Source organism: Geodermatophilus sp. SYSU D01106, from assembly GCF_054049995.1.
Map to the genome: position 1 here is coordinate 1 of NZ_JBJGYM010000037.1, position 20,577 is coordinate 20,577.

At 75.0% G+C, this 20,577-nt stretch carries 23 protein-coding genes; 8 read left to right on the top strand and 15 right to left on the bottom strand.

Going from position 1 to position 20,577, the window contains the following annotated elements:
• Nucleotides 1-132: 132 nt before the first annotated feature.
• Genes ACI78R_RS22625 through ACI78R_RS22665 form a run of 9 tightly spaced genes read right to left on the bottom strand, consistent with a single transcriptional unit; the run spans nt 133 to nt 9,463 of the window.
• Nucleotides 133-849, bottom strand: a complete 717-nt coding sequence (locus tag ACI78R_RS22625; protein WP_457042369.1) for a PIG-L deacetylase family protein — start codon at nt 847-849, stop codon at nt 133-135.
• A 2-nt stretch (nt 850-851) separates the two neighbouring features.
• A complete protein-coding gene (locus tag ACI78R_RS22630) occupies nt 852-2,060 on the bottom strand; it encodes a glycosyltransferase family 4 protein (RefSeq protein ID WP_457042370.1) in 1,209 nt (402 codons plus the stop codon).
• Nucleotides 2,057-2,893 carry a sugar phosphate isomerase/epimerase family protein gene (locus tag ACI78R_RS22635; RefSeq protein WP_073418725.1) on the bottom strand — a complete coding sequence of 279 codons (837 nt, stop codon included), beginning with the start codon at nt 2,891-2,893 and terminating at the stop codon, nt 2,057-2,059. The genes ACI78R_RS22630 and ACI78R_RS22635 overlap by 4 nt, the downstream gene beginning before the upstream one ends.
• A complete protein-coding gene (locus tag ACI78R_RS22640) occupies nt 2,890-4,344 on the bottom strand; it encodes a YcaO-like family protein (protein WP_457042371.1) in 1,455 nt (484 codons plus the stop codon). Before ACI78R_RS22640 ends, ACI78R_RS22635 begins: the two co-directional genes overlap by 4 nt.
• 5 nt (nt 4,345-4,349) lie before the next feature.
• Complete coding sequence (locus ACI78R_RS22645; RefSeq protein WP_457042372.1) at nt 4,350-5,309, bottom strand: MBL fold metallo-hydrolase; 960 nt, start codon at nt 5,307-5,309, stop codon at nt 4,350-4,352.
• The gene (locus ACI78R_RS22650) at nt 5,306-6,310 is read right to left on the bottom strand and encodes a Gfo/Idh/MocA family protein (RefSeq protein WP_457042373.1); all 1,005 of its coding nucleotides are present in this window, start codon (nt 6,308-6,310) and stop codon (nt 5,306-5,308) included. The genes ACI78R_RS22645 and ACI78R_RS22650 overlap by 4 nt, the downstream gene beginning before the upstream one ends.
• The gene (locus tag ACI78R_RS22655) at nt 6,307-7,332 is read right to left on the bottom strand and encodes a class I SAM-dependent methyltransferase (protein ID WP_457042374.1); all 1,026 of its coding nucleotides are present in this window, start codon (nt 7,330-7,332) and stop codon (nt 6,307-6,309) included. The genes ACI78R_RS22650 and ACI78R_RS22655 overlap by 4 nt, the downstream gene beginning before the upstream one ends.
• Nucleotides 7,329-8,243, bottom strand: a complete 915-nt coding sequence (locus tag ACI78R_RS22660; RefSeq protein WP_457042375.1) for a hypothetical protein — start codon at nt 8,241-8,243, stop codon at nt 7,329-7,331. Before ACI78R_RS22660 ends, ACI78R_RS22655 begins: the two co-directional genes overlap by 4 nt.
• Nucleotides 8,240-9,463, bottom strand: coding sequence for an inositol-3-phosphate synthase (locus ACI78R_RS22665; RefSeq protein WP_073418729.1), 1,224 nt, complete (start codon nt 9,461-9,463; stop codon nt 8,240-8,242). The genes ACI78R_RS22660 and ACI78R_RS22665 overlap by 4 nt, the downstream gene beginning before the upstream one ends.
• A 173-nt stretch (nt 9,464-9,636) precedes the next feature.
• On the opposite strand from ACI78R_RS22665, the gene ACI78R_RS22670 reads away from it, so the two are divergent.
• The 3 genes from ACI78R_RS22670 to ACI78R_RS22680 are packed head-to-tail and all read left to right on the top strand — an operon-like array spanning nt 9,637 to nt 11,415.
• Nucleotides 9,637-10,254 (top strand): hypothetical protein, encoded by a 618-nt coding sequence (locus ACI78R_RS22670; RefSeq protein ID WP_457042376.1) that lies wholly within the window; start codon nt 9,637-9,639, stop codon nt 10,252-10,254.
• Nucleotides 10,251-11,060: a glycoside hydrolase family 16 protein gene (locus ACI78R_RS22675; RefSeq protein ID WP_457042377.1), complete on the top strand. Its 810-nt coding sequence runs from the start codon at nt 10,251-10,253 to the stop codon at nt 11,058-11,060. The genes ACI78R_RS22670 and ACI78R_RS22675 overlap by 4 nt, the downstream gene beginning before the upstream one ends.
• A gap of 25 nt (nt 11,061-11,085) precedes the next feature.
• On the top strand, nt 11,086-11,415 hold the full coding sequence (locus tag ACI78R_RS22680; RefSeq protein WP_073418731.1) for a DUF6204 family protein: 330 nt from the start codon (nt 11,086-11,088) through the stop codon (nt 11,413-11,415).
• 2 nt (nt 11,416-11,417) lie between these two features.
• On the opposite strand, the gene ACI78R_RS22685 is transcribed toward ACI78R_RS22680, so the two are convergent.
• The 5 genes from ACI78R_RS22685 to ACI78R_RS22705 all read right to left on the bottom strand — a co-directional run bounded on the left by ACI78R_RS22685 (nt 11,418) and on the right by ACI78R_RS22705 (nt 16,043).
• Complete coding sequence (locus ACI78R_RS22685) at nt 11,418-12,002, bottom strand: PaaI family thioesterase (protein ID WP_245794273.1); 585 nt, start codon at nt 12,000-12,002, stop codon at nt 11,418-11,420.
• Complete coding sequence (locus ACI78R_RS22690) at nt 11,992-12,504, bottom strand: winged helix-turn-helix transcriptional regulator (protein ID WP_073418732.1); 513 nt, start codon at nt 12,502-12,504, stop codon at nt 11,992-11,994. Before ACI78R_RS22690 ends, ACI78R_RS22685 begins: the two co-directional genes overlap by 11 nt.
• 103 nt (nt 12,505-12,607) lie before the next feature.
• Nucleotides 12,608-13,381, bottom strand: coding sequence for a succinate dehydrogenase/fumarate reductase iron-sulfur subunit (locus ACI78R_RS22695; RefSeq protein ID WP_073418733.1), 774 nt, complete (start codon nt 13,379-13,381; stop codon nt 12,608-12,610).
• Nucleotides 13,381-15,327, bottom strand: a complete 1,947-nt coding sequence (locus tag ACI78R_RS22700; RefSeq protein ID WP_073418734.1) for a fumarate reductase/succinate dehydrogenase flavoprotein subunit — start codon at nt 15,325-15,327, stop codon at nt 13,381-13,383. Before ACI78R_RS22700 ends, ACI78R_RS22695 begins: the two co-directional genes overlap by 1 nt.
• An 11-nt stretch (nt 15,328-15,338) precedes the next feature.
• The gene (locus ACI78R_RS22705) at nt 15,339-16,043 is read right to left on the bottom strand and encodes a succinate dehydrogenase cytochrome b subunit (RefSeq protein ID WP_245794274.1); all 705 of its coding nucleotides are present in this window, start codon (nt 16,041-16,043) and stop codon (nt 15,339-15,341) included.
• Between the two features lie 155 nt (nt 16,044-16,198).
• On the opposite strand from ACI78R_RS22705, the gene ACI78R_RS22710 reads away from it, so the two are divergent.
• Genes ACI78R_RS22710 through ACI78R_RS22720 form a run of 3 tightly spaced genes read left to right on the top strand, consistent with a single transcriptional unit; the run spans nt 16,199 to nt 18,132 of the window.
• Nucleotides 16,199-16,810, top strand: coding sequence for a sulfite oxidase-like oxidoreductase (locus tag ACI78R_RS22710; RefSeq protein WP_454553232.1), 612 nt, complete (start codon nt 16,199-16,201; stop codon nt 16,808-16,810).
• Nucleotides 16,803-17,552 carry an FAD-binding oxidoreductase gene (locus ACI78R_RS22715; RefSeq protein ID WP_457042378.1) on the top strand — a complete coding sequence of 250 codons (750 nt, stop codon included), beginning with the start codon at nt 16,803-16,805 and terminating at the stop codon, nt 17,550-17,552. The genes ACI78R_RS22710 and ACI78R_RS22715 overlap by 8 nt, the downstream gene beginning before the upstream one ends.
• 49 nt (nt 17,553-17,601) lie before the next feature.
• Nucleotides 17,602-18,132 carry an N-acetyltransferase family protein gene (locus ACI78R_RS22720; protein ID WP_457042379.1) on the top strand — a complete coding sequence of 177 codons (531 nt, stop codon included), beginning with the start codon at nt 17,602-17,604 and terminating at the stop codon, nt 18,130-18,132.
• A 25-nt stretch (nt 18,133-18,157) separates the two neighbouring features.
• Here the strand turns inward: ACI78R_RS22720 and ACI78R_RS22725 are convergent, their stop codons facing one another.
• Nucleotides 18,158-18,862 carry a monooxygenase gene (locus tag ACI78R_RS22725; RefSeq protein WP_457042380.1) on the bottom strand — a complete coding sequence of 235 codons (705 nt, stop codon included), beginning with the start codon at nt 18,860-18,862 and terminating at the stop codon, nt 18,158-18,160.
• Between the two features lie 23 nt (nt 18,863-18,885).
• Here ACI78R_RS22725 and ACI78R_RS22730 point away from each other — a divergent pair, with 23 nt between their 5' ends.
• Both ACI78R_RS22730 and ACI78R_RS22735 read left to right on the top strand, forming a co-directional pair.
• The gene (locus ACI78R_RS22730) at nt 18,886-19,707 is read left to right on the top strand and encodes a formate/nitrite transporter family protein (RefSeq protein WP_073418738.1); all 822 of its coding nucleotides are present in this window, start codon (nt 18,886-18,888) and stop codon (nt 19,705-19,707) included.
• 51 nt (nt 19,708-19,758) lie between these two features.
• The coding region (locus ACI78R_RS22735) for an ABC transporter ATP-binding protein (RefSeq protein WP_457042381.1) at nt 19,759-20,577 on the top strand (819 nt) is incomplete at its 3' end.

Consider the following 20,577-nt stretch of genomic DNA (forward strand, 5'->3'; position numbering starts at 1 on the left):
CTCTGCACACAGGGGTGTGCAGAGCACGAAGCCGAGCGCGAGGACTGTCCCGGACACGGTCGTGCTCTGCACGCAGGGGTGTGCAGAGCACGACCCGGCCGGGGAGACAGGGGTCGGCCCAGGCCGGGGTGGCTACCGCGCCGGGAGCGCCAGGCCCGCCACGAGCTCCCGCGCCGCGGCGTCGGCCAGCAGCTCCTCCGGCAGCCCGGCCAGCGCCGAGCGCATCGCCGACGGCCCGCCGAACTGGAACCCGAGCTGGGTCGCGTAGCAGGCACAGGCGTCGGCGCGGCGGTCGAGGTCCTGGGGCAGCCGCACCGGCGCGAGCCCGCCGGGCAGGTCCGGCCCGGGCACCGCGCCGGGGTCGCGCAGCACGTACGGCGAGTCCCGCCACCAGAGCACCGGCCGCCCCGTCCCGGCCAACGCGCGCAGCACCTGCAGGTGGTCGACGTGCCCGCCGAGCGCCTGCGGGGCCAGCCACAGGTCGCCGGGCAGCCCGGTCAGCGCCGCCCGCACGTCCTCCCACGCGTCATCCTCGGGGCGCACGCCGGCGAACAGCTCCGCCGCGCTCCCGTACCCGCGGTGGGGGGCCTCGCGCAGGTCCAGGTGCAGCGGCGTCGCCCCGAGCACCGCCATCGCGGCGGCGTCCTCGTCGCGGCGCAGCGCCATGTAGTCGACGTCGGCCGGGAGCCCCTTGTCGAGTTGGCAGGCCAGGGCGAAGCCCTCCGGGTCGGGCACGCTGCGGGTGAAGCAGGTGACCACCGTGACCTCGTGCCCGGCGTCGGCCAGCACGGCGAGCGTGCCGCCCACGGAGAACGCGGCGTCGTCCAGGTGCGGGCTGACCGCGGTCACCCTCACAGCAGGTGGGCCGCGGCGCGGAACCGGCAGGAGAGGTCGACCGTCGGCGGCATCGTCCAGTCATGCGACGGCGTCGTCCCGGCCACCTCGGAGTAGACGTCGTCGATCGAGCGGGCGAGCACCGGCCACGAGTAGAGCCGGCGCACCTCCTCCAGCGCCGCCGTCGCGAGCCGCTCGCGCAGCGCGCCGTCGGTGAGCAGCCGGTCGAGCGCGACCCGGAGCCCCGCGACGTCGCCCGGGGCGTGCAGCAGCCCGTTCTCGCCGTCGCGCAGGCAGTCGACGACGCCGACCGAGTCGGTGCTCACCGTCGGCAGCCCACTCGCCATCGCCTCGAGCAGCGTGTTGGAGAACCCCTCGCTGTAGGTGGGGCTGACGAACACGTCGGCCGAGCGGTAGACCGCGGGCGCCTCGTCGGGCGGCACGTAGCCGAGGAACGTCGTCCGCCCGTCGGCTCGGGCGCGGGCCTCGTCGAGGTCGGGACCGATGCCGGAGACGACCAGCCGGACGCCGTCGGGCAGCGCCTCGAGCAGGTCGAGCACGCCCTTGCGGCGGTCGACCCGGCCGTGGAACAGCAGCACCGGCGGGTCCTGCAGCGACCCGAGCGGGCGCTCGGCGGGGGTGAACCGGCGGGTGTCGGTGGCGCCCGGGACGATCGCGAAGCGCGCCGGGTCCGAGCCGAGGTTGCCCACCACCTCGTCGCGGAAGCTGGCGCTGCCGATGAGCACCGCGGAGGAGGCGTCGACGACGGCGCGCATCGCGTGCGCGTGGGTCTCGCAGCAGGTGCCCACCCAGTGCCCGTCGCCGCCCTGGATGCTCACCACAGCCGGCAGCCCGGTCTCCCGCGCCGCGGCCAGCACCGCGAGACCCGGCGGGTAGCCGTACTGGGCGTGCAGCACGTCGACCGGGCGCTCGCGGTGCAGGTCGAGCACCGTGCGCACGATCTCCGCGATGTCGCCCTCCCAGTCGGCGGGGACGACGGTCTCGCCGCGGCTGGGCAGCGCGTGCACCTCGACGCCGGCGGGCACCCGGTCGGCCGGGGGCGGGCCGCCGCCGTAGACCCGGGTGCCGGCCTCGTCGTCGCGGTACTGGCTGACCAGCACCACCTCGTGGCCGAGCGCCACGAGCTCGCGCAGCAGGTTCTCCGCGTAGACGCTCATCCCGCTCACCGCCGGCCAGTAGCGCCGGCTGACGAAGCAGATCCTCACGCCCGTTCGGCCTCCCTCAGCGTGGCCATCGCCCGCGGCACCATCTCGTGGGCGCGGTGCCCGTCCCGGGACAGCTCCAGCGTCACCAGCCGGTCGTACGACGCCTCGCGCAGCGCGCGCAGCACCGCCGGCAGGTCGACGTCGCCCTCGTCCAGCGGCAGGTGGTCGTGCACGCCGCGGCGCATGCCCTCGACGGCGACCGTGCCCAGGGACGGCGCGAACCGGGCCACCGCCTCCTCCGGCGCGTAGGCTCCGGCGACGACGCAGTGCCCGGTGTCCAGCGCCAGCGTGGTGCCCGGCGCCTCGGCGGCCAGCCGGGCCCAGCCGTCGCAGTCCTCCACGAGCATCCCGGGCTCCGGCTCGACGGCGAGGGCGTAGGAGCGACCGCCGTGGCTGTCGACGAGCGCGCGCACGCCGTCGGCGAACCAGCCCCACGCCTCGTCGCGGTCGACGCCCGGCTTCGGCACGCCGGCCCAGAAGCTCACCGCCTCCGCGCCCAGCACCCCGGCCAGGTCGCAGGCCAGCCGCAGGTAGGCCAGCCGGCGGGCGCGGCCCTCGGCGGAGGCGGAGACGAACGTCGGCTCGTGCTTGGCCCGCGGGTCGAGCAGGAACCGTGCGCCGGTCTCCACGACCACGCCCAGGCCGAGCTCGTCGCAGCGGGCCCGCACCCGCTCCGCCTGGGTGAACGCGTCGTCGGCGAACGGGTCGAGGTGGACGACGTCGAGGGTGAGCGCCACCCCCGCGTAGCCGGTGTCGGCGAGGAAGGACAGCGCGTCCGACAGGCGGTGCGAGGTCAGCCCGTTGGTGTTGTAGGCGTACCGGAGCTCGGTCACGTGTCGAGGACCTCCGCGACCACGTGCCGCCCCGGCTCCCGGTAGAGGGCGTAGAGCGCGCCCACCCGCCGCTCGGCCCCCGCGCGGTCGAACCAGGCCGGCCCGCCCAGGCGCTCCTCGGCACCGGCGGTCAGGTGCACCCGTGCCCAGCCGCCGGGGTCGGCACCCACGGCGACCAGCGGGTCGCCGCGTTCGGCCAGCCGGCGCACGCCGCGCTCGCCGATGCGGCCGTAGCTCATCGTCTCGACCTCCAGGCCGGTCACCAGCACCTTCGCCGCGACCGCGTCGCCGACCGAGGGCTGCAGCTCGACCAGCACGTCGTGCCCGGCGGCCTGCACGGCGCCGGTGACGAACCCGTGGAGGTCGTCCCCCGACCAGGTGGGCAGGTCGGCCAGCGCCACCGTCGACCGCCGCGACAGCACGGTGTCCTGCAGCAGGTCGACCAGCGCCGCGGTGCCCATCCGGGTCCAGTCGAGCATCGCCTGCAGCGCGCGGTCCTCCTCGACCAGCCGCTCCGGCGGGTGCCCGGTGCGCCAGTGCTCCAGGTAGCCCGGCGGCGTCGCCGGCAGGACGACGTCGAACGGCCCGTGCATGAACGCCTTCCGCGCGCGGGCCGAGGCGAACTCGTGCAGCGCCTTGCGGACGGCGGTGTCGCGGTCGGGGTGCGCGGCCTCGCCGCACGCCGTCGCCATGACCGGCACCGGCTCGGAGCCGTCCCGCGAGCAGCCGACGGCGTAGACGTCGACGACGCCGAACTCCGTCGAGGCGAGCTTCACCATGACGTCGATGCCCGCGGCGTCGAGCCGGTCGAGAAGCGCCCGCGCGTCCGGGTCGGCGATCCCGTCGAGGTCGACGACGACGCCGCGGTCCATGGCGCGGAAGGCGGTGGCGTTGCCGTCGCGCTGCAGCACCTCGAGCAGCGCGTGGGTGACCGCGCGGTCGGCGTCGAACGCGGCGCCCTGGCCGTTCGTGATGACCGTGGTGAGCCAGCCGCCGGGCGGCGGGGCGCCGGGCAGGTCGTCGGGCGCGGACGCCACCAGCTCGGCCGGCACCAGCACCCGCTCGCCGTCGCGCAGCCGGGTCATCGGCAGCCACTGCAGCGGCCGGTCGTGGTCGTAGGCGCTGCCGGCCTCCAGGCAGAGCTCGCGCGGGTCGGCGACGCGGTCGCGGCCGTGCCGCCGGCTCATGTCCGCGTAGGAGCCCTCCTCGCGGGCGACGCCCTGGTGCGCGCGCAGGGACAGGGCCATCTCGGCCATCTCGCCCATCGCGCCGGTGCGGGCCTCCTCGCGGGTGGCGCCGTAGCCGAGACCGCTGCCGCCGGGGTGCAGCTCCGAGGGCGGCAGCACCGCGGAGTGCAGCGGCACGTCGAGGACGTCGATGCCCTCGATCGCGAAGTCGTCGACCGGGACCGGGAAGCTGTCGCGGTAGCGCTGCGACGGCGTGACCTCCACCGCCGTCACAGCTCGGCCAGCGGGACGGGCGCGGCGTCCGGCGGCCCCGACAGCAGCCGCTGCACGAGGTGGACGACGTTGTCGGTGGTGATCCCCGGGACCATCTCGAACGGCGTCGCGACCACCTCGAAGTCCAGTTCCGCGACGACGGCGAGCATCTCCCGGAGCTCGCCGTGCGACAGCGGGATCTGCGCGTGGAAGGCCTTGTGCGCGCTGAGCGCCACCGGGTCGCCGGCGTCGTCGAGGTCGACCTTGAGCGAGTCGCCGCAGAAGAGGATCCCGCGGCGGGAGTCGTGCAGCACCGAGTGCCCGGGGAAGTGGCCGCCGGTGCGGTGCAGCGTCAGGTCGGGCGCGAGTGACAGGACGTCGTCGGCCGGCCAGGTGACGCGGAAGGCCTTGGTCCACACCAGGTCGTGCACGTTGACGCACACCACCCGCGGCTCGAGCTCCTGCTGCAGCTGCCACAGCGCGCCGTAGCCGTGCACGTGCGACGACGCCAGCACCGGGAACCCGCCCTTCTCGGCGGCCATGCGGCGCAGCTCGGCGAGCATGTCGGCGGTGTACCAGGGGGCGCACTCGAAGCCGACGAGCCCGATGTCGGTCTCGATCACCCAGCCGCGGCTGTCCAGCCCGAAGCGCGGCTCGGTGCCGAACTCGGTGACGCCCTCGACCGGGGCGGGCCGCCAGGAGCCGGTGACCAGCTCGTCGGCCTGCTTGTCGGTCACGAACTCGAAGCCGTGCTCGGGCAGCGCGTTGCGCACGTCGGCGCAGACCGGGCACACGACCGGGCCGGGCACGGGCCAGCGCTGCCAGTGCCCGCAGTTGGTGCAGGCGTAGGCGGGCATGTCGGGCAGCAGCCCGCGGTAGGGGTTGGTGTCCACCTGGCTGGTGCCGTGCCGCGCGCCGTCGTCGGCGGCGGGGTCGGTGGCCCGGTCGATGGCGCCGGGGACGTCGGGCGAGCTCACGGTGTTCCTCCGGAGAGAGCGGTGAGGAGCAGGCGGTGCAGGGCGAGGTCGCGGGCGGGGTCGTAGGGCCAGGCCGTCGTCGCGGGGGCGCGGCCCGCGACCGCGTCGGTGAAGGCGGCGAACTGCGCCCGGAACGGCGGGGTGTCGGCGAACGGCACGTCCACGGGGTCGGGGGAGTACAGCGTCAGCGAGCCTCCCGCCGTCTGCCCCATCGTGTCGACGGCGACCGCCATGCCGCGGGTGCCGACCACCTCCAGGCGGCGGCGGGGCAGCTCGTCGGGCGTGTTGAACGCGACGTGCAGGCTCACCAGCACCCCGGAGTCGGTGGTGCCGGTGAGCAGCGCGCCGTCGTCGACGCCGTAGCCGTGCACCCGGGTCTGCAGCAGCGCCGACAGCGACGTGACGTCCTCGCCGAGCAGCGTGCCGGTGAGGTCGAGGCCGTGCGGGGCGAGGTCGATCGCCGCGCCGCCGCCGGCGCGGGCCGGGTCGACCCGCCAGTTGTCGTGCGGGTGGCCGTCGGGCGTCCAGTCCCCGGGCAGCCAGCAGCAGTAGACGATCCGGACGGCGGTGACCGTGCCGAGCTCGGGCACCAGCTCGCGCAGCCGCACGTGGGCGGGGTGCCAGCGCTGGTCGTAGGCCGTGCCGAGCAGCACGCCGGCCCGCGCGCACGCCTCGACCAGCGCCTGCGCGTCGTCGGCGTCGGCGGCCAGCGGCTTCTCGCACAGCACCGCCTTGCCGGCGGCGGCGACCGCCTCGACGACCTGGCGGTGCCCGGCGTTCGGCACGGCCACGTAGACGGCGTCGAGGCCCGGGGTGGCGAGGAACTCCGCGAGGTCGGTGGTCGCGGCGGCGCCCTCGACCGGCATCCGGGCCATCGCCGCCGGGTCGAGGTCGTGCAGCGCGACGACGCGGGCGCCGTCGACGGCGAGCAGCGCGGGCAGCGCGTGGTCGCGGGCCACCCAGCCGCAGCCGGCGACGCCCCAGCCGACGGGCGCGGTCACCAGGCTTCCGGGAGGTCGACCAGCAGCCGGCGCCGCGCGGCGTCGGCGGGCAGCGGGTCCGGCCAGCGCTCGGGCAGGTACGACGAGCGGGGCCCGTACTCGGCGGCGTAGCGCTCGTTCGGCCAGGTGAGCGCGCCGTCGCGGTAGAGCGGGTTGGGCGCCAGCGGGGGCAGCGGCTCGCCGAGGTCGACGGGGGCCGGGCCGCGCGGGTCGCCGGCCACGAGCGCGACCGCCTCGCGGGCGCGCAGGTCGGCGGGCCGGGCCGGCCGCGGCGGGCGGCCCTCGAGCAGGGAGCGGGTCAGCTCGTCGTCGTCGTAGAGCAGCCCGGTGCCGAGCACCTCGGCGTAGCCCTCCGGCGTCAGCGGCTCCCCGTGCGGGTCGGCCACGTGCGCGTGCCCGACGACGACGGTGCCGCCCTCGCCGGCCAGGACGCGCATCGCCGCGGCGGCGGCCGGCTTGTCGCGCAGGAAGTAGAAGGCGTCGTGGCACATGACGTAGGCGGGCGTGCCCACCCGCAGGTCCGGCGCGGCGGTCAGGTCGGCGCACACGTAACGGGCGTCCGGGCACACGAAGCGCCGCGCCAGCCACAGCTTCGCCCACACGACGTCGACACCGAGCAGGTCGCGCACGCCGCGGCGGGACAGCTCGCGCAGGTGCGCGCCGATCCCGCACGCGACGTCGACCACCGGCCGCTCACCCGGCCAGTGCGCCTGCAGCAGCCCGAGCCCGGCCAGGTGCGTCGGGTCGGACCAGCGGTGGGCGAAGTAGTCGGCCACCCGGCCCATCCCGAGCAGCTCCATCGCCTCGCGCAGCGTCCGCGCGGCCGGCACCCGGGCCAGCTGCTCGGGCGGGGGCGGCGGCTCGGTCCACCAGTCGTCGGCGTCGGCGAGCAGCAGCACCCGCGCCCGGTCGGTCTCCCCGGCGGCGAGCAGCCCGGCGACCTCCTCGCGCAGGTCGTCCCGCCCGGCCCGGGCGAAGGGGATCCCGTCGACGACGGGCGCGTCGAGGAGCAGGCCGGTCACAGCCCGGCCGCCGCCAGGACGTCGAGGTGGTAGGCCTGCACCGGCCCGGCGTGGACGAGCTCGAGGTCGTCGAGCGCCTGCGACGCGGTGAACGCCGCCGCCCGGGCGTGGTGGTGTACCTGCAGGACGCGGTCGAGGACGTCGGCGGCGTGGAACGCTCGCGCCTCCGGCACGTCGGCGCCCGGCCGCAGCGCCAGCACCTCGCGGACGCGGTCGGCGAGGGCGCCCGGCAGCGCGGCGAGCTCGCGCTCCTCCAGCGTGGTCATCACGCGCTCCAGCGCGTCGCCGAGCAGCACCTCGCCGGCGAACCCGGCGTCGGGCAGGACGACGTTGTGCAGGTGGTGGGCGAGGCCGAGCAGGAACGGCTGCACCGGGTCGGCGTCGACCACCGGCGCCACCAGCGCGCCGTACACGGCGACGGTGAGGCAGTGGTCGCCGTGGCTCTCCGGCGGCTCCACCATGATCCGCGCGACGCCGGGTGCGGTGGCCCCGGCGCGGGGCTGCGCGTTGAGCGTGGCGGCCAGCGCGGGCGCGCCGCCGGGGGAGGGCAGCGGGCCGAGCGTGGCGCGCAGCCGCTCGCGCAGGACGCCGTCGAGCGGCTCGCTGACCTCGTCGAAGGCGCGGCGCAGCACCGCCGTCACCTCGTCGTCGTCCATCCCCGCGGCGGTGAGCACGGCGGCGTCGATGCCGGCCAGCCGGGCGCGGGCGACGGCGGCCGCCGTCTCGGAGAACGCGACCGCCTCGACGTCCTCGCCGCCGGCCAGCCGCGCCCACGCGCGGGTGAACGCCTGCTCGGCCAGGGAGCCGGGCGCACCGGCGACCCGCACCCGCTTGGCGTCGCCGATCTCCCCGAGCAGCGGGCGCAGGCCGGCGAGCGCGGTCAGCGTCCCCGGGCTGTCGAGCGCGGTCACCGGGAGGAGGCGCCGGCGGCCAGCCAGTCGAGCAGCACGGTCTCCTGGTTGTGGAACGCGTGCTCCGGGACGCTGCCGTCGGCCGTCATCGGGGCCTTGAAGAACCAGCCGAGCTGACGCTGCACGCCGCCCTCGCCGCGCTGCTGCGCGAGGTCGGTGAGCCGGGCGAGCTCCACGGCCAGCGGCGCGGCGAGGATCGAGTCGCGGCACTGGAAGTCGACCTTGACCTGCATGCGCTGGCCGAGGAAGCCGACCAGGTCGATGGCGTCCCAGGCCTCCTTCTGGTCGCCGCGCGGCCGGTAGTAGTCGATCCGCACGACGTGGTCCTCGACCGGGTAGCCGAGGATCGAGTCCAGGACGCTGCCCTTGGTCTGCAGCTTGCTGTTGAGCGAGTCCGGGTCGTCGAGGGCCAGGCCGTCGCGGTTGCCGAGGATGTTGGTGGAGTACCAGCCCTCGACGGTCAGCGCGCGGGCGCGGAAGGCCGGCGCGAGCACCGTCTTCATCATCGTCTGGCCGGTCTTGCCGTCCTTGCCGGCGACCGGGACGCCGCGCTGCTCGGCGAAGGCCACCAGCGCCGGGACGTCGGCGGCCAGTGACGGCGTGAAGTTCACGTAGCCGGCGCCCTCGGCGATCGCGGCGTAGGCGTAGACCATCGCCGGGGTGATCGCGCGGTCGTCGGCGTCGAGGCCGGCCTCGAAGGCCTCCAGCGACTGCAGGGAGGGCGCGGTCGGGTCGGGCCAGCGCTCGGTGGAGGCGAGGTTCACCAGCACCAGGCCGTCGAGCGACTCCTCCTCGCGGAACCGGCGCAGGTCGGCACGGACGGCGTCGACCTGGGCGCGGCGGGTCTCGGCGAGCACCACGTTGCCGCCGGTGACGTTGCGGCAGAAGTCGGCGTCGCCGGCCGCGGGCCAGGGGGTCAGCGCCGACAGGGCCGGCCCGGCCTCCTCGAGCTGGCGGGAGTCGAGGACGGCGTGCTGCTCGGCGGCCTTGCGCAGGTCGGAGCCGTCGAGGTCCCAGCCGCGCACGACCAGGGAATCGTAGCCGACCAGGCCGGTCGTCTCCTCGACCGGGCCACCGGCCACCTGCAGGCCGGCCAGCGGCAGCCCGTCGGTCCCGGCCGCACCGATGCGGAGCAGTTCCAGGCCCGCGACCGCGGTCGTCGCGACCGCACCCCCGAGACCGACAACGGCGACGCCGACACGACGGCTCTCCTGCTGCACAACGACCTCCGCGTTCCTGGGCGGAACTGCTCCACCCCGTCCCGACCCTGGCACATGCATCGCGCGCCTGCCGGGTGAGAGCGAGATTGTGCGGATCAACCCGGTCGCGCCCCGCGCGTCTCTGGACGGCGGGGCGAGGATGGGCGCAGTCCCGCGTCCCCGGAGGAGCCCCCGTGACCGCGCCGTACACCTGGCAGCCCGCCCCGATGGCGGTGCCGCGCTTCACCGTGCGCCAGAGGGTCACCGTGATGGTGAACCGCTACGAGGTGCGGGCCGTGCAGCCCGACGGCAGCGAGGGGGCGCTGCTGGCGATGGCACAGCAGAAGCGCCTCAAGCTCAAGGAGGAGGTGGTCTTCACCGCCGACGAGCAGCGCACCCGGCCGGTGTTCTCCTTCCGCGCGCGGCAGCGCCTGGACGTGCACGCCCACCACGACGTGTTCGACGAGCAGGGCCAGGTGCTCGGCACCTTCGGCAAGCGCTTCGGGGCCAGCCTGCTCCGCTCCACCTGGGACCTGTCGGTGCCCGGGCTGACCGCCATCGGCCGGGAGCGGCGCCCGGTGCTGGCCATCGTGCGGCGCATCTGGGGCCTGATCCCGTACCTCGGCGACGTGTGGGTGCCCTTCGTCTTCCACTTCGACTTCACCGACACCGCGACCGGGCAGCCGGTGCTCGTCGTCGAGCGGCGCAAGTCGATCCGGGACCGCTACGACGTGTCCGTCCCCGACCCGCGGCTGGACTTCCGCGTCGCCGCCTCCATGGCGGTGGCGCTCGACGCGCTGCAGAGCCGGTGACCCCCGCCGACGACTCCGCCGACGACTCCGCCGACGACTCCGCCGACGACTTCGCCGACGACTTCGACGGGCCCGGGCTCGACCTCGGCGTCTGGGTGCCGCACTACCTGCCGCAGTGGAGCTCCCGGGCGGCGACGGCGGCCCGGTACGAGGTCCGCGACTCCTGCCTGCACCTGTCGCTGCCCGACGACGTGCCGCTGTGGTGCCCCGACGACCACCCGCCGCTGCGGGTCTCGGGCATCCAGTCCGGCGTCTTCTCCGGGCCGGTCGGCAGCACGGTGGGGCAGCAGCCGGTGCGGCCGGGCGCGGTCGTCCGCGAGGAGCAGCCGGCGCACTGGGGCTGGACGCCGCGGTACGGCCGGCTGGAGATGCGCGCCCGCGCGACGGTCACGCCGCGGTCGATGGTCGCCTGGTGGCTGGTGGGGCTGGAGGACGTGCCGGAGCGCTGCGGTGAGCTGTGCGTCATGGAGGTGTTCGGCGACGCCGTCGACCCGGCCGAGGGCGCCGCCGTCGGCATGGGCACCCACCCGTTCCGCGACCCGCGGCTGGTCGAGGACTTCGCCGCGCCGCGGCCCGGCATCGACGTCGCCGACTGGCACGTCTACGCCGTCGACTGGCGGCCCGACCGCGCGGTGTTCTCCGTCGACGGCCGCCCGGTCCGCGAGGTCGCGGTCACCCCCGACTACCCGATGCAGACGATGCTCGCCGTCTTCGACTTCCCGGAGCGAGCGGTGCCCGGGGAGCCCTACGTCGTCCCCGAGCTCGTCGTCGACCGGATCGGCGGGGAAACCGGCGTGACCGGATGACGGCGCGCGGCTAGCGTCGCCCACCGTGTCCACCCGCACCTACCGCGTGATCGTCCGCGGTGTCCTCGACGGTCTCGACGACGACCGCCGCGCCTGGCTGCGCGACCACGCCGCCGAGCACGACCTGTTCGCCTCGTCGTTCACCGAGCGGGGGAGCACCGCCTACGACGGCTCGCTCGCCGCGTTCAGCCACCGCGTCGTCGTGCACGTCGACCCCGGCCCCGGCGAGGAGGACGACGCCCGCACGGCCGGCGAGCTGTCGGCCCTGCAGTGGCTCGAGGAGGTCGGCGTCGGTGCCCGCCGGCTGCGCTCGACCGCCACGTGCACCGACGACGTGCGGATCCGCCGCCGCTGAGGTCAGGCCGGCAGCGGGAAGACGAGCAGCGAGCTCGACGCCGTCGCGACCAGCTTGCCCGCGGCGTCGAACACCTGGCCCTCGGCGAAGGACACCCGGCGGCCGGGCTTGACCACGGTGCCGACGGCGGTCAGCGGGCCGCTGGCACGGGTGACCGCCCGCAGGTAGGTCACCTTCAGCTCGATCGACGTGTAGCCGACGCCGGCGGGCAGCGTCGTGTGCACCGCGCACCCCGCCACGGAGTCCAGCAGCGTGCACACCAGCCCGCCGTGCACGGCGCCGATCGGGTTGTAGACCGACTCGTCGACGGTGCAGGAGAACTCGACCCGGCCCTCCTCGACGGCGGTCAGGTCCATCTGCACCAGCTGCGCGATCGGCGGGGGCGGCAGCAGGCCGTCGCGCACCGCCTGTAGCGCCTCCAGCCCCGTGCGCTCCCGGCCGCCGGCCGCGGTGACCATCGGGTCCCACCAGGTGACCGTGCGGGAGCGCGGGTCGCCCCAGGAGGCGGGCGCGTCGGCCACGGCGTCGGCCACGGCGTCGGCCACCGCATCGGCCGGCAGGGCGTCGGGGGCGGCGTCAGTGCTCACGGTTCTCCTCGTCCTCGGCGGGCAGCCCGGACAGCGCCCGCCCCACGGGGGTCAGCACCCGCTCCACCCGGGAGCGGCTGACCGCCTCGCCGCAGGTGCGGCAGACCCACTCGCCGTCGACGACGTGGTCCTCGTGCCCGGCCGGCGCGTGGTGCAGGTGCACCGGCGGCTCCTCGGCCGCCCACCGGTTGCCCCACTGCAGCAGCGCCTGGAGCACCGGCAGCAGGTCCCGGCCCGACGCCGTCAGGTGGTAGCCCGAGCGGGGCGGGGAGTCGCTGTACTGCCGCCGCTCCAGCACGCCCGCCGCCACCAGCGCGTTGAGGCGCGCGGTCAGCCGGTCGCGCGGGGCGCCGGTGCCGCGGGCGATGTCGCTGAAGCGGTGGTTGCCCATCGACACCTCCCGGACGACGAGCAGCGACCACCGCTCGCCGACCAGTTCCAGCGCGGCGGCGATCGTGCAGGGGCGGCCCGGGAGGGCGGCCAGGTCGTAGGGGACGGTCACCGGGGTGAGTTTGCCAGTCCAACCGACGCGGCGCCACTGCCCGGGAACGGCGACGGGCGGGGACCCCCGGGGGGTCCCCGCCCGTCGGCGGTGGTGCGAGTGCTCAGCTCTTGGGACGCGCACCGGCGCGCAGGGCGCCGAGCAGGTCGTGGTTGAGCCGGGAGATGTTCTCCATCGAGATGCCCTTGGGGCAGCTGACGGAGCACTCACCGATGTTGGTGCAGCCGCCGAAGCCCTCGAGGTCCTGCTGGTGGATCATGTTGACCACGCGGTCGTTGCGCTCGGGCTGGCCCTGCGGCATGAGGCCGAGGTGCACGACCTTCGACGACGTGAACAGCATCGACGAGGCGTTCGGGCAGGCCGCCACGCAGGCGCCGCAGCCGATGCAGGTGGCGGCGTCGAACGCGGCGTCGGAGTCCTTCTTGGCCACCAGGATCGAGTGCGCCTCGGGGGCGGTGCCGGTCGGGGCGCTGATGTAGCCGCCCGACTGGATGATCCGGTCGAGGGCCGACCGGTCGACCGCGAGGTCCTTGATGACCGGGAACGCCGTCGCCCGCCACGGCTCGACGTCGATCGTGTCGCCGTCCTTGAACGACCGCATGTGCAGCTGGCAGGTGGTCGTCTGCGGGTGGCTGTCGAACAGGCCGTTGCCGTGCGCGCGGCCGTTGATCATGACGCCGCACGACCCGCAGATGCCCTCGCGGCAGTCGTGGTCGAAGGAGACCGGGTCCTCACCGTCGAGGATGAGCTGCTCGTTGAGGACGTCGAGCATCTCGAGGAAGGACATGTCGGGGGAGACGTCGGTGACCTCGTAGGTCACCATCTTGCCCTTCTCCGCGGCGCTCCGCTGGCGCCAGACACGCAGCTTGAGGTTCATTACTTGTAGCTCCGCTGGGCGAGGTGGACGTACTCGAACTCGAGGTCCTCCTTGTGGAGGACCGGCGGGACGCCCTCGGGCGTCCACTCCCAGGCCGCGACGTAGGCGTAGTTCTCGTCGTCGCGCAGGGCCTCCCCGTCGGGGGTCTGGCTCTCGGCCCGGAAGTGACCACCGCAGCTCTCGTTGCGGTGCAGTGCGTCGACGCACATGAGCTCGGCGAGCTCGATGAAGTCGGCGACGCGGCCGGCGTGCTCCAGGCTCTGGTTGAAGCGCCCGGCCTCGCCGGGGACCTTCACGTTGGTCCAGAACTCCTGCCGGATCTCGGGGATCCGGTCGAGCGCCTTGCGCAGGCTCTCCTCCGACCGCTCCATGCCGCACAGGTCGAACATCAGGCGGCCGAGCTCGCGGTGGAAGGAGGCCGTGGTCCGGTTGCCGTTGATCGACAGCAGCTTCTCGGTCTGCGCGCGGACGCCCTCGAGCGCCTCGAGCGCGGCCGGGTGCTGCGGGTCGACCTTCTCGAACGGGCCGGAGGCCAGGTAGTCGTTGATCGTGTTCGGCAGCACGAAGTAGCCGTCGGCCAGGCCCTGCATGAGGGCGCTGGCGCCGAGCCGGTTCGCGCCGTGGTCGGAGAAGTTGGCCTCGCCGATCACGAACAGGCCGGGGATGTTCGACTGCAGGTCGTAGTCGACCCACAGACCGCCCATCGTGTAGTGCACGGCCGGGTAGATCCGCATGGGGACCTCGTAGGGGTCCTCACCCGTGATCTGGGCGTACATGTCGAAGAGGTTGCCGTACTTGGCCTCGATGGCCGGCCGGCCCAGCCGCTCCATCGCCTCGGCGAAGTCGAGGTACACGCCCAGGCCGTTGGGGCCGACGCCGCGGCCCTCGTCGCAGACGTTCTTGGCCTGCCGCGACGCGATGTCGCGGGGGACCAGGTTGCCGAACGAGGGGTAGATCCGCTCGAGGTAGTAGTCGCGCTCGGCCTCGGGGATCTGCCGCGGGTCGCGGGTGTCGCCGCGCTCCTTGGGCACCCACACGCGGCCGTCGTTGCGCAGCGACTCGCTCATCAGCGTGAGCTTCGACTGGTACTCGCCGTGCACCGGGATGCAGGTCGGGTGGATCTGCGTGTAGCAGGGGTTGGCGAACAGCGCGCCCCGCTTGTGCGCCCGCCAGATCGCCGTGGCGTTGGAGCCCTTGGCGTTCGTGGACAGGTAGAAGACGTTGCTGTAGCCACCGGTGGCGAGCACGACGGCGTCGGCGAAGTGGGTGGTGATCTCGCCGGTGATGAGGTCGCGCGCCACGATGCCGCGGGCCCGGCCGTCGACGACGATCAGGTCGAGCATCTCCGTGCGCGGGAACTGCTCCACGGTGCCGGCCGCCATCTGCCGCTCGAGGGCCTGGTAGGCGCCGTAGAGCAGCTGCTGGCCCGTCTGGCCGCGGGCGTAGAACGTCCGCGACACCTGGGTGCCACCGAAGGAGCGGTTGTCCAGCAGGCCGCCGTACTCGCGGGCGAAGGGCACGCCCTGGGCGACGCACTGGTCGATGATGTTGACGCTGACCTCGGCCAGCCGGTGCACGTTGTTCTCGCGGGCGCGGAAGTCGCCGCCCTTGACCGTGTCGTAGAACAGCCGGTGCACCGAGTCGCCGTCGTTGCGGTAGTTCTTCGCGGCGTTGATGCCGCCCTGCGCGGCGACGCTGTGGGCGCGGCGCGGGCTGTCCTGGTACCAGAACGACTTGACCTTGTAGCCGGCCTCGCCGAGCGTGGCGGCGGCCGAGCCGCCGGCCAGGCCGGTGCCGACGACGATGACGGTCAGCTTGCGGCGGTTGGCCGGGTTGACCAGCTTCGCCCGGAAGCGGCGCTCGCTCCAGCGCTCGCCGATCGGGACGTCGCGGGGGGCCTTGGTGTCGGCGACGGGCTCGCCGAGCGTGAAGAGGTCGAGGGCCATGACGAGTGCTCCTACTCGATGATGCCGACGAGGACGCTGAGCGGCGGGATCAGGAAGCCCGCGGTCAGCACCACGGCGAACACCGTGGCGAAGGCGTTGACGGTGCGCTCGCGCGTCTTGTTGCTCTGACCGAGCGTCTGCGTGGCGCTCCAGACGCCGTGGCGCAGGTGGAAGCCCAGGGCGAGCAGGGCGACGACGTAGACCGCGGTGACGAACGGGTTGGAGAAGCCCGCGATCGCCCGGTCGTACGGGGTCGCGTCGTGGCCGGCGGGGTTCGCGACGCCGAACGTGAGGTCGAGCAGGTGGTAGACGATGAACAGCGCCAGGATCACGCCGCCCCAGCGCATGGTGCGCGAGGCGTAGCTCTGGGCGACCGCCTTGCGAGCGACGTACTGGGTCGGGCGGGCCCGCTTGGCCTGCCGCCACAGCGACACCGCGGCCCAGGCGTGCGCGACCACGGCCACGAGCAGGACGACGCGGATGATCCACAGCACCGTCTGGCCCGGGACGGCCGGCTCGCCGATCCGCCGGATCCACTCGGAGTAGCCGTTGAAGGTCTCCGCGCCCGCGAAGAGCTTCAGGTTCCCGACCATGTGCGCGATCAGGTACAGGACCAGGATGATCCCGCTGACCGCCATCACGGCCTTCTTCGCGACCGAGCTGGTCTTCGCGACCTTCGGGGTCCGCCGCTGGCCCGAGTTCGTCACCGTCACCACGGCATCAAAGTTAGGCTCCGTTACCCCTTTACGGCCACGTGAACACGCAGTGACTCACCTCATGTAAGGGGAACCTCAGCCCAGGTCAGGACGTTGGTGTCCGCCCGCCGGGCATGGCAGCGTGTCCGCAGGACCATCCGGACGGAGGAGGACGCGTGGCAGGACCGACCCGGGGCTTCCTCGGCCGCAGCAGGCGTGAGCGCGACCCGCGGCTGCCCCCCGGCCAGTACGACGTGGGGAAGGACTGGCCCGTGCTCACCGCCGAGCCGACCCCGCGCATCGCCCCCGAGACCTGGAGCATCAGCGTCGACGGCCGGGTGGAGAACCCGACGAGCTGGACGTGGGACGACGTGCACCGGCTGCCGCCCTCGGACTACCGCGGCGACATCCACTGCGTGACGACCTGGTCGAAGTTCGACACCCACTTCGCCGGCGTCAGCGTCGACACCCTGCTCGAGGCCGCCCGGCCGACCGCCGACGCGCACTTCGTCATGGCGACGTCGAAGACCGGCTACACCACCAACCTGCCGCTCGAGGACGTCACCGGCGGCAAGGCGTGGATCGTCTGGGAGTTCGACGGGCAGCCGCTGCCGGTCGAGCACGGCGGGCCCGTGCGGCTGCTCGTACCGCACCTCTACTTCTGGAAGAGCGCCAAGTGGGTCACCCGGCTGACCCTCCTGCAGCGCGACCAGCAGGGCTTCTGGGAGCAGAACGGCTACCACGACCGGGGCGACCCGTGGCGCGAGCAGCGCTACCAGGGTGACTGAGCCGGCCGCCGCGCCGGACGGCACGTCACCGAGGCGGCTGCGCGCACCGGCCGGCGGCTGGCGGACGGCGACGGTGCGCGAGGTGGCCCGGCCCACCCCGCGCACCGTCCGGCTGCGGATGGAGGTGCCCGACCGGGTCGACCACCTGGCCGGGCAGCACTACGTCGTCCGGCTCACCGCCGAGGACGGCTACCGCGCCCAGCGCTCGTACTCGCTGGCCTCCTCGCCCGGTGACCCGCTCGTCGAGCTGCTGGTCGAGCGGCTCGACGACGGCGAGGTCTCCGGCTACCTGGCCGACGTCGTCGAGCCCGGCGACACCCTCGAGGTGCGCGGCCCGATCGGCGGCTGGTTCGTGTGGGAGGGCGACGAGCCGGCGCTGCTCGTCGGCGGCGGCACCGGCGTCGTGCCGTTCGTGTCGATGCTGCGCACCGCGCGGGAGCTCGGCCGCACCGACCTGCTGCGCGTCGCCGTCTCCACCCGCACGCTCGCCGAGCTGCCCTACGCCGACGAGCTGCGCGACGCCGGCGCCCTGGTGGTCACCACGCGGGAGGCCTCCGGCATCCGCCCGGCCGGCCGGCTCACCGCGGCCGACCTCGTGCCCCTGTGGGAACCCGGCCAGACGGCCTTCGTCTGCGGCTCGACGCCGTTCGCCGAGGCGGCCAGCCAGCTGCTCGTGGGCATGGGCGTGCCGGCCCCCGACATCCGGGTGGAGCGCTTCGGTCCCAGCGGCACGTCCGGCTGACCGGCCCCCGGACGGTCCGTGACCTGCGTCGCGGACGATGATCGGGGGCATGCGCGCAGCCCCGCCGTCGACCGAGGTCACCGCCGTCGAGGCCGTCGACCCGCAGCTGCGCGAGGAGCTGCTCGCCTGCTGGACCGACGTCAGCAACGCCGGCGGGGCGGTCGGCTTCGTGCCGCCGGTGACCCGCGACGACGTCGCACCGGTCCTCGACGCGCTCGTCGCGCGGGCGGCCGCCGGCCGGGAGCGGGTCGTCGTCCTGCGGGCCGACGGCGAGCTGGCCGGCTGGGCGGTGCTGTCGCTGTCGGTCAGCCCGCTGCGCCGGCACTGGGCCACGGTGCTGCGCGTGCAGGTGCACCCGTCCCGGCAGGGGCAGGGGCTGGGCCGGGCGCTGATGACCGGCGTGCACGCCGCCGCGCGTGACTGCGGCCTGGAGATGCTGCACCTGACCGTGCGCGGCGGCTACGGCCTCGAGGCGTTCTACGCGGGGCTCGGCTACCAGGAGTTCGGGCGGATGCCCGGCGCGATCCGGCTCGCCCCCGGCGACGACCGCGAGGAGGTCCACCTCTTCGTGCGGCTGTGACCGCGGCTGTGACCCGGCCGGCGGCTCAGCCGGCCGCCGGGTCCACCCCGTCGACCGTGCCGCGCGAGGACAGCACCGCCAGCCGGGCGAACAGCTCCTCGGCGTACCAGCCCTCCCGGGCGGTGCGCTCGACCACGGCGGCGTGCTCGGGGCGGTCGTAGGCGAAGGCGTTCAGGGCCGCCGAGGAGTCCCAGACGCTGAACGTGCCCTGCAGCCCCAGTGGCGCCTCGCCGATCCCGACGGCCATCCGCAGGCCGGGCGCCCGGTGCAGGTCGGCCGACACCGGCGGCACCGCCGACCAGAACCGGGCCGCGCGGCGCAGCACGAGCCGGGCGCGGGTCACCGCCGCCACCGGCCCGTCCCAGCGCCGCGGCCGGGGGCTGCCGAACGGCTCGCGCCCCGACCAGCGGCCCCGCGCGGCCAGCGGGCGCAGCCGCGCCGCCCACTCCTCGTCGGCGATCCGCCGCCAGGACGCCGCCACCGGGCCGTCGTCGAGCGCGTCGGCGGCGGCCTCGTCGTCCCACACGGCGAGCAGGCCCCACCGGCGCGGGTCGGCGTCGCGGACGGTGAAGGTCCGCCCGTCGCCGGTGCCCAGCAGCTTGGCGAAGCGCAGGCCGGGCGTGCGGGCCAGCGCCGGGCGCACCGACGCCATCCGCAGCGCCGCCCGCGGCACCGCCCGTCCGGGGACGCCCCACAGGTGCAGCGTCACGATCGGATCGGGTGAGGACACGACGCCGAGGGTAGGTGCGCGCGGTGACCGACCAGCGCCGCGTCCAGCTCGGCGACACCGACGCCCCTGCCGAGGACGAGCTGGTCGAGGCCTTCGACCGGGTGGTCGGCCAGGGGGCGCAGCGGCTGCACCGCACCTGGCGCGAGGTGCTCACCACGGGGCTGGCCGGCGGCCTGGAGGTGTCGGTCGGCGTCCTCGCGCTCGTGGCGGTCTACGCCGAGACGGGCAGCCACCTGCTCGCCGGCCTCGCCTTCTCCGTCGGGTTCGTCGCGCTCCTGCTCGCCCGCAGCGAGCTGTTCACCGAGGGCTTCCTGCTGCCGGTCACCGCGGTGGTCGCCGGGCGGGCGAGCTGGGGACAGCTGGCGCGCCTGTGGTCGGGGACGCTGGTGGGCAACCTCGTCGGCGGCTGGGCGTTCATGTGGGTGGTGGCGCACGCGTTCCCCGAGCTGGGCCCGACGCTGGTCGAGTCGGCCCGCCACTTCGTCGAGTCGCCGCTGGACCTGCGCGCGGTGTGCCTGGCCTTCCTCGGCGGCGTCGTCATCACGCTGATGACCCGGATGCAGAACGGCACCTCGGCCGACGGCGCGAAGATCGTCGCCGCGGTGGCCGGCGCCTTCGTCCTCGCCGGGCTGCAGCTGTTCCACTCCGTCCTGGACACGCTGCTGGTGTTCGGCGCCATCCACACCGGCACCGCCCCGTTCGGCTACGGCGAGTGGCTCGCCTGGTTCTGGTACGTCACGTTGCTCAACATGGCCGGCGGACTGCTGGTCGTCACGCTGCTGCGGCTGGTGCGCAGCAAGGAGCTGCTGCAGCGGGAGCGCGCCGCGGCCGACGCCGGGGACTGACACCGGCGGCGCCTCCGCCGGCCGGCCGGCAGCGGTCGCCACACTGTCGGCGTGATCGAGGTCGAGGGGCTGACCAAGCGCTACCGGACGCGGGTCGCCGTCGACGACGTCTCCTTCACCGTGCGGCCGGGCCGGGTGACCGGCTTCCTCGGCCCCAACGGCTCGGGCAAGACGACGACGATGCGCTGCGTCCTCGGGCTCACCCGGCCCACCTCCGGGACGGCGACCGTGCTGGGCGTGCCCTACCGCGAGCTCGACGTGCCCATGCGCCGGGTGGGCGCCCTGGTCGACCCGCGCGCCCGCCACCCCGGCCGCTCCGCGTACGCGCACCTGCTCGCGCTGGCGCAGAGCAACGGGCTGCCCGCCGCCCGGGTGGACGCCGTCGTCGACCTCGTGGGGCTCGGGGCGGTGGCGCACGAGCGGGTCGGCGGGTTCTCCCTCGGCATGGGGCAGCGGCTGGGCATCGCCGCCGCGCTGCTCGGCGACCCCGACGTGCTGCTGCTCGACGAGCCGGTCAACGGCCTGGACCCCGAGGGCATCCGCTGGGTGCGCGAGCTGCTGCGCGACCTGGCCGACGAGGGCCGCACGGTGCTGGTGTCGAGCCACCTGATGAGCGAGATGGAGGACACCGCCGACCACCTCGTCGTGCTCGGCCGCGGCCGGCTGCTGGCCGACGTCGCGATGGCCGACCTGCTCGGCCGCGGGGCGTCGGTGCGGGTGCGCAGCCCGCAGGGCCCGCTGCTGGCCGCGGCGGGGGGGGGGGGGGGGGGCGGGGGGGGGGGGGGGGGGGGGGGGGGGGGGGGGGGGGGGGGGGGGGGGGGGGGTGGGGGGGGGGGGGGGGGGGGGGGGGGGGGGGGGGGGGGGGGGGGG